Origin of the sequence: Paenibacillus sp. 1_12, assembly GCF_900114475.1 — a bacterium.
Classification (GTDB): Bacteria; Bacillota; Bacilli; order Paenibacillales; family NBRC-103111; genus Paenibacillus_S.
Genome location: NZ_FOTE01000024.1, coordinates 65,441 through 71,732, shown reverse-complemented (window position 1 = coordinate 71,732; position 6,292 = coordinate 65,441). Strand labels below are relative to the sequence as shown.

The 6,292-nt window shown below is 43.7% G+C and carries 3 protein-coding genes and 1 pseudogene; all 4 read left to right on the top strand.

All coding sequences use genetic code 11. The annotated features are described in order from the left end of the window. The first annotated feature begins 144 nt into the window (after positions 1–144). Positions 145–573 (top strand): hypothetical protein, encoded by a 429-nt coding sequence (locus BM210_RS29830; RefSeq protein WP_091176189.1) that lies wholly within the window; start codon positions 145–147, stop codon positions 571–573. A gap of 77 nt (positions 574–650) precedes the next feature. Beyond that, entirely contained in the window at positions 651–1,901 is a 1,251-nt protein-coding gene (gene fliD, locus BM210_RS29825; protein WP_091176187.1) for a flagellar filament capping protein FliD, read from the top strand. 1,695 nt (positions 1,902–3,596) lie between these two features. Next, positions 3,597–5,933: an S-layer homology domain-containing protein gene (locus BM210_RS29820; protein ID WP_091176186.1), complete on the top strand. Its 2,337-nt coding sequence runs from the start codon at positions 3,597–3,599 to the stop codon at positions 5,931–5,933. A gap of 8 nt (positions 5,934–5,941) precedes the next feature. Continuing rightward, positions 5,942–6,028: pseudogene (locus tag BM210_RS35460) on the top strand (polar amino acid ABC transporter ATP-binding protein); the annotation flags it as partial. Positions 6,029–6,292: the final 264 nt, after the last annotated feature.

Below are 6,292 nucleotides of genomic sequence, written 5' to 3'. Positions count from 1 at the left end.
CAATCTACCATGATAAATTAGAAGTAATATTTGTAGGTTTTTGACGAAGAAAAGCTAGCTGTCATGGGAGATGGTATATACAACCAGATACTTGGACCAAGGCATCGTTGCATGTGACGATATTTGTAATTAGGGGGGAATGGCGTGAATGTAAAATCCGTGCAGCCGGTCAGTGATTATTTCAAAGCGATGCAGCAATGCAAGGACGCACGCGCGACGAAGGATCAGTCGAGTTTAGCATCTATTCGAAATATGCTCATGCTGGGCAAGAAGTTACGCACCGACGAAATGGACTACTTACAGCAACATGATCCCAATCTACATGATCAAGCAATGAGCCTCTCGATGGAACGCCAAGCGTATGAGGACGCACTACAGCATAGCCGTAGCAAAGCGGATGCGAACTATTACAACACGTTCAAGCTGATGCAGATTGCCGGGCAACTGAAGCATGGTGGTTCCGAGGAGCTGCTGATGCGCTCGAACGCGATTCAGGAAGCCCATCGCGAGTTCGTGCGATCGAGCAAGTATGCCTCACTGAGGTCAGATGGATACGCCCCCCGTAAATTATGATGATGAAACCATAGCAAATTTATGTTGAAGCAGAAATTAACATTATATATTGTGCGACAGTATGGAGGGGTAAACGGATGACGATATCGATTAACTCGTATAACTTGATGAATCCGATTAGCAGAACGACGTCTTTGAGTTCCCAATCTTCCAATAGTCTGGGTGCGAACCCATCTTTATTCTCAAAGTTCGTTTCGAGGAGCAAGCCTTATGAGCAATATATCAAGACAGCAGCAACCGGGATTATTAATTTTTTGAAATCTGCGCAGGATATGCAAGCATCGGCGCAAAAATTAATGCAGAAGGATAATTCATCTTTCCAAGCAAGGACGGCGGAATCATCGGACAGCAAGAAGGTTACTGCAACTGCATCGGCCGGAGCTGCGAGCAAAACTTATGAAGTTAAAGTGAATGCGATCGCGACTTCCCAAACGAACAATGGAACATTTTTGTCTAAAGCAGACCCGTCCGTTGTAAGCAAAGGCACCAATCAGTTCAACATTACGATAGGCGGCAAGACTACGAAGATATCAGCTTTTATCTCCGATAACGATACGAACGATCAAGCGCTGACCAAGCTGAAAGATGCGGTCAATGCAGCGAAGACGGGCGTAACCGCCAGTATTGTAACGGATGATAAAACAGGCAATAAGAAGCTTGAGTTAAGCAGCGACAAGACAGGAACAGATCAGGCGTTCGAGGCTGAAGATATTACCGGTAACGCGATGATGGCAACTGGCGTTCAGAATGCTACGAAACTAGCGTCCAATGCGTCCTACAGCGTGAACGGCGGTGCAACTCAAACTTCGCAGTCGAACACGATTGATCTGGAGAAGGGCAAAGCTACGGCGACACTAATGGCCCCATCGATGGAAGCTGTGAAAATTCAAATCAAACCGGACGAAGACAAAGTCATCGCGCAGGTTAAAGATCTGGTGTTGAGTTACAATACGATGCATAATCGGTTGAAAGAAGCCGGTGGAGTTATGAATTCATCAGTCCGTAAAAACATTGAATCGTTATTCAGCTCATCTACCTATGAGCGAATCGGCATTCACCGTAACGGCGATGGTACTCTCAAGCTGGATGAAGAGCAGCTTAAGAAGAGCTTAACCTCAAATTTCGAACAAACAACGAAAGCGATTAGCGGCAACTATGGCCTAGCTGACCGTCTATCATCAGCAGCGGAAAGATACAATGAAGTCCCGGCAAGCAGCTTGCTGAACTCGAAGGCTCGCCAGGTGCAGCAATTCGCGATGTACCAGTCATCGATGCAAATGGCTATGCCGACACAGGCAAGCGGGTGGGTCTTGAATTCGCTTTATTAACTCGATACAGACAATGAACAACGATTTACAGATAAAGGATATAATAGTTCAAAACCCGCTTGAGTAGATAAAAATCTATTCAGGCGGGTTTGTCCATGTTGTTGGTAGTGAAACCGATTCATGCGGTAGAGTGCTTCGCTGGCAGCGAAGCGCTCAGCGGTTCGATCCCGCTAAGGCCCACCATACTTAAAACGCCAAAACTCCTTGATAATAAGGGGGTTTTATTTTTTTATTTCGAAGGTTAAGACGACTTTAATTGAATCAAAATTACAAGAATTAATCTCTCTCGTTCCTGCTTACAGACCAATTTCAAACGATACAATATTTACATTTGAACGTATAAACATTGATAACAAGGAAGACTTCCTTAGAGGAGTTGATTCATTTGAGGAAGGGCGAAAGCATCTTCGAGCACTTCGCCCTTCTCTACCAGAAATTTAAATTTGGAGGTATACAGAATGAATGATTCTACGACCTGACCTCACTCAAAGGCCTGCTGGCGGACACCCTGCGCGAGAAGCCCTGCGGCCGCCAAAAAAATTAGCCGTCATTTATGGTATGGTTCACCTCGATTGATCTTCAACTAATCTGCCCGTTCATCCATGCATCTCTTGCTCTACACCACAGAGTGTGAAAGTTAATCTGTTCTTTCATGGTAGTACAGTATTTATCGCAGGCTCGCTCCATCACGCTTGGATGCATCGTGAAGGGTATCGACATCCGGCTGGTAAGTACACCTCTTATATGGCTGGGAAAGCGAGTATGTGTGTTATGCGTGGGAATAATGATAAAACAAGTACGCCAGATAGTACGTACACGAACTGGCTGGACTGAGCGCTTCTGCATCCTATGTACATGAGTGACAAGTGGCGAAGCAGGCCATTTCCGAAATCGATAAATCTGCTTTAGGCAAGGTTTTGATCAACGTTATTCTAGCAATAACAATTCATTTATCTAAAAAATTAAGATATAGAGATGGAGCCAGCCACCGGAAACCACCACCCACTAAAAGCACAACAGCGGGTACCTGGTGGATTGGAAGAGCCTAAAGGTAGGACCAAGGCGTTTTTCCTTAACCTTGAAGGCTTCGTGAGAAAACTAAATCGAACCACACGTTTCTAATTCAGTTGTGAAATAGGCAATTCGGCGACGGATGAAGATAACTTACTCCTGAAGATGAAGAACTGACGAAGGAACGCCGTGTGCGGGAAATCCGAATGCACGGTTTGATGAGAAGTACGGGGGAGAATCCCTCGTCTTACTCTACTATTATATCAGAATTTTTAAGTTATTAGCGGAGCTGAACATTCTGATATTTCAAGAAAAGCAACCTCTAAAACACGTACCAAGGAGCTGTCGTTGCAGCTCCTTTTTAGTCTTTCACTGTAAAGATTCATACATCTCTCAAGGAACAAGCTTCCATATTTGCCTGCCTTCCCTGGTGAACTCCAGATCCTGTCTTGTTTAAAGTTAATTCTTTCAGAATTCTTTCATAGGGTCCTGCTATACTTACAAAAATAATACAAATTAAAGGAAGGAAGTGTCGAGATTTGTTAATTGGTCAAATAATTGATTGATGTCATTTTGCTTGGCGAAAGTTTCGTCATAGATTGGCCTAAAGACGTCCTGCATGTCGAATGAGTTATGAACTGGCAAGAGTAAAATTTTGAAAAATGGAGAGGAAGAATTGCAACCATGTATTCAAACATGTTAAAACGTACGGTGACTCTTTTTCTAAGCGGGGCTCTTTTTTTGACAACGGCTTTATTGGCAACTGTACCACTTGCTAATATTGTTCACGCAGATGAAACTTTCCATGGACTTACTGTGACTGGCTTTAACCAGGATCTGATTGCTAATGGGGCAGGGTTGGCAAAGACTTCTACGACTGCTGCTTTTGATAGCAGTGGGTATGTGATGTACTCTAAAGATTTTGATCCCATCTATGGTTACGGTCTTCCTTCAGATGGTATTATTACTAGTGAAAGTTCTGGAGTTACATATACGTTAGCAAATTATAATGGAAATAATGCCCTGCTGTTAGTTAATCAAAATGAAATAGGAACATTAACACTTGAAACCCCGTCTGGTGGTTATGATAGTCTGTCCATCTTGACTACGAGTTCTGAAGGTTCCTCTGAACTTGGTGTTACTTTAAATTTCGAAGATGGGACTTCTTACGAAGTCAGCAGTATCGGTGTTCCCGATTGGTTTAGTGGAGACATTGCGGCGATCGTGGGAATTGGGAGAGTTTCAAGAAGTGATAATCAAATAAAAGCCAGTAGCAGTAATCCAAGATTATACGATAGGCTAGTTATAGTTCCAAAGGCCGATAAAGGTAAAAATGTAAAGAGCCTAACATTTAAGAAAACTTCTGCGAAGGGAAGATCGGCTATCTTTGCAGTCGCCGGCAAATTATATCCTAATGAAGCACCTATAGCTACAGCGGCAGAATATAGCGTGATGAATAACACAGCATTGACAGGCAATTTGAGTGCAACAGATGCAGATTCAGATGCATTAACCTATCGGATAGCTTCTCCACCCAATAAAGGGACAGTTTCAATATCTGTATACGGTGCTGTATATGGCGGAAATTCTTTTGTATACACCCCGATAGCAGGAGCTATAGGCAGTGACAACTTTACATTCATAGTGAATGATGGCATGGTCGATTCTAATCCTGCTACGGTGTCGATAACCTTAGTTCCTTTTAAGCGTGCTAATCAACCATCTGATGGTGGTGGTGGCGGTGGCGGTTCGGTAACGTCTATACAACCGGATGTGCAAGTTCTTTTAGATGGTGTTGTACAGGAGCAATCAGCAACAGCAATGAATGATACGATCGGTGATCAAACTTTCACGATTGCTACTGTAGATAACGATAAAGTGATTGCCAAGCTAGAACAAGAATCTAAAAAGGTATTAACCATTTATGTTCCAGGCAACTCGGATGTAGTAGTTGATGTATTAAATGGCAAGCTAGTGAAAGTAATGGAAGGTAAGGCTACTTCGATTGAAGTTAAATCAGATCGTGGAACCCTTATACTTCCTGCTTCGGAAATTAATATCGATAATATTTCAGCACAGCTAGGCAGTGATGTGAAGCTTGAAGACATTCAGATCAGCATCAAAATTGGCTTGGCAGTGCCGACGACTGCTGCACTCATCAACCAATCGACTATAGATGGAAAGATCACTCTTGTAGGTGCGCCTATTACTTTTGAGGTTGCAGCTACATGGGGAGGGAAAACGGTAAATGCTAACCAATTCAAAAGCTACGTTGGGCGCCAAATCATTCTTCCAGTGGGAACTAATACTTCTCAAGTAACTACGGGTGTGGTATGGAATGCAGACGGTACGCTAACTCATGTGCCTACTAAGATATTAACAATAGATGGCAAAATGACTGCAATTATCAATAGCTTAACGAACAGCAGCTATGCAGTCGTATTAAGTCCAAAAACATTTGCTGATGTTGAAACTCACTGGAGCAAGCAAGATGTTGTAGATATGGCATCCAGGCAAGTTGTCCAAGGAGTAACAGATCAAGTATTCCAACCCGACGTAGCGATCACTCGTGCAGAGTTTATAGCTATTATGGTTAGAGCACTTGGCTTGAAGGCGGATGTGGGATCCGAAATGCCAAAAGATGTTCAAGCATCCGACTGGTATGCCGGTGTGGTCACCACAGGAGTTTCTTACAAATTAATCAGCGGCTACGAGGACGGAACCTTCCACCCGAACCAGATGATTACAAGAAGAGAAGCAGCGGCTATCGTTGCACGTGCATTGACAATTTCCAAGCTGAATAATGGATTGGCCGCAGAGGAAATAACTAGGCAATTAGAGTTTTTTACAGATGGACCGATGGTTCCAGCTTGGGCCAAAAATGATCTTGCAGTTGCAGTGAAAAACAATATATTACAAGGTGCTGAGGGAAAACTTTCTCCAAATGATAACGTTACTCGTGCACAATCTGCTGCTATTCTGAGAAGAATGCTGCAAACAGCAAACCTGATCAATGAGTAAGATGATGTTTTGACGAACCGACTTTGGCACTCGATCCGGTGCTTGTGGACGAAGTACTGGAGGTTATCCCGAAATTAGCGTTGGAAGGCATGTCTACTAACTGGGGCACCTGCAGATCGCAGGTGCCTTTATGTCAATCTTATCGAGTTGGTAATCCGGGTAAGTACGCGCGGTACGGTTGGGGTAGTGAAACCAACCCAAGTGGAAGAGCGTATCGCTGGCAGCGATGCGCTTAGGGGTTCGATCCCCCTAGGCTCCACCATAGATATAAACTCAAACAGTCAATGTAGGGCGATGAAAGCAACCCGGATTTTGCACGAAGGGCATCAATATAGTAAGTAAAAGACGGGCCATTCCGC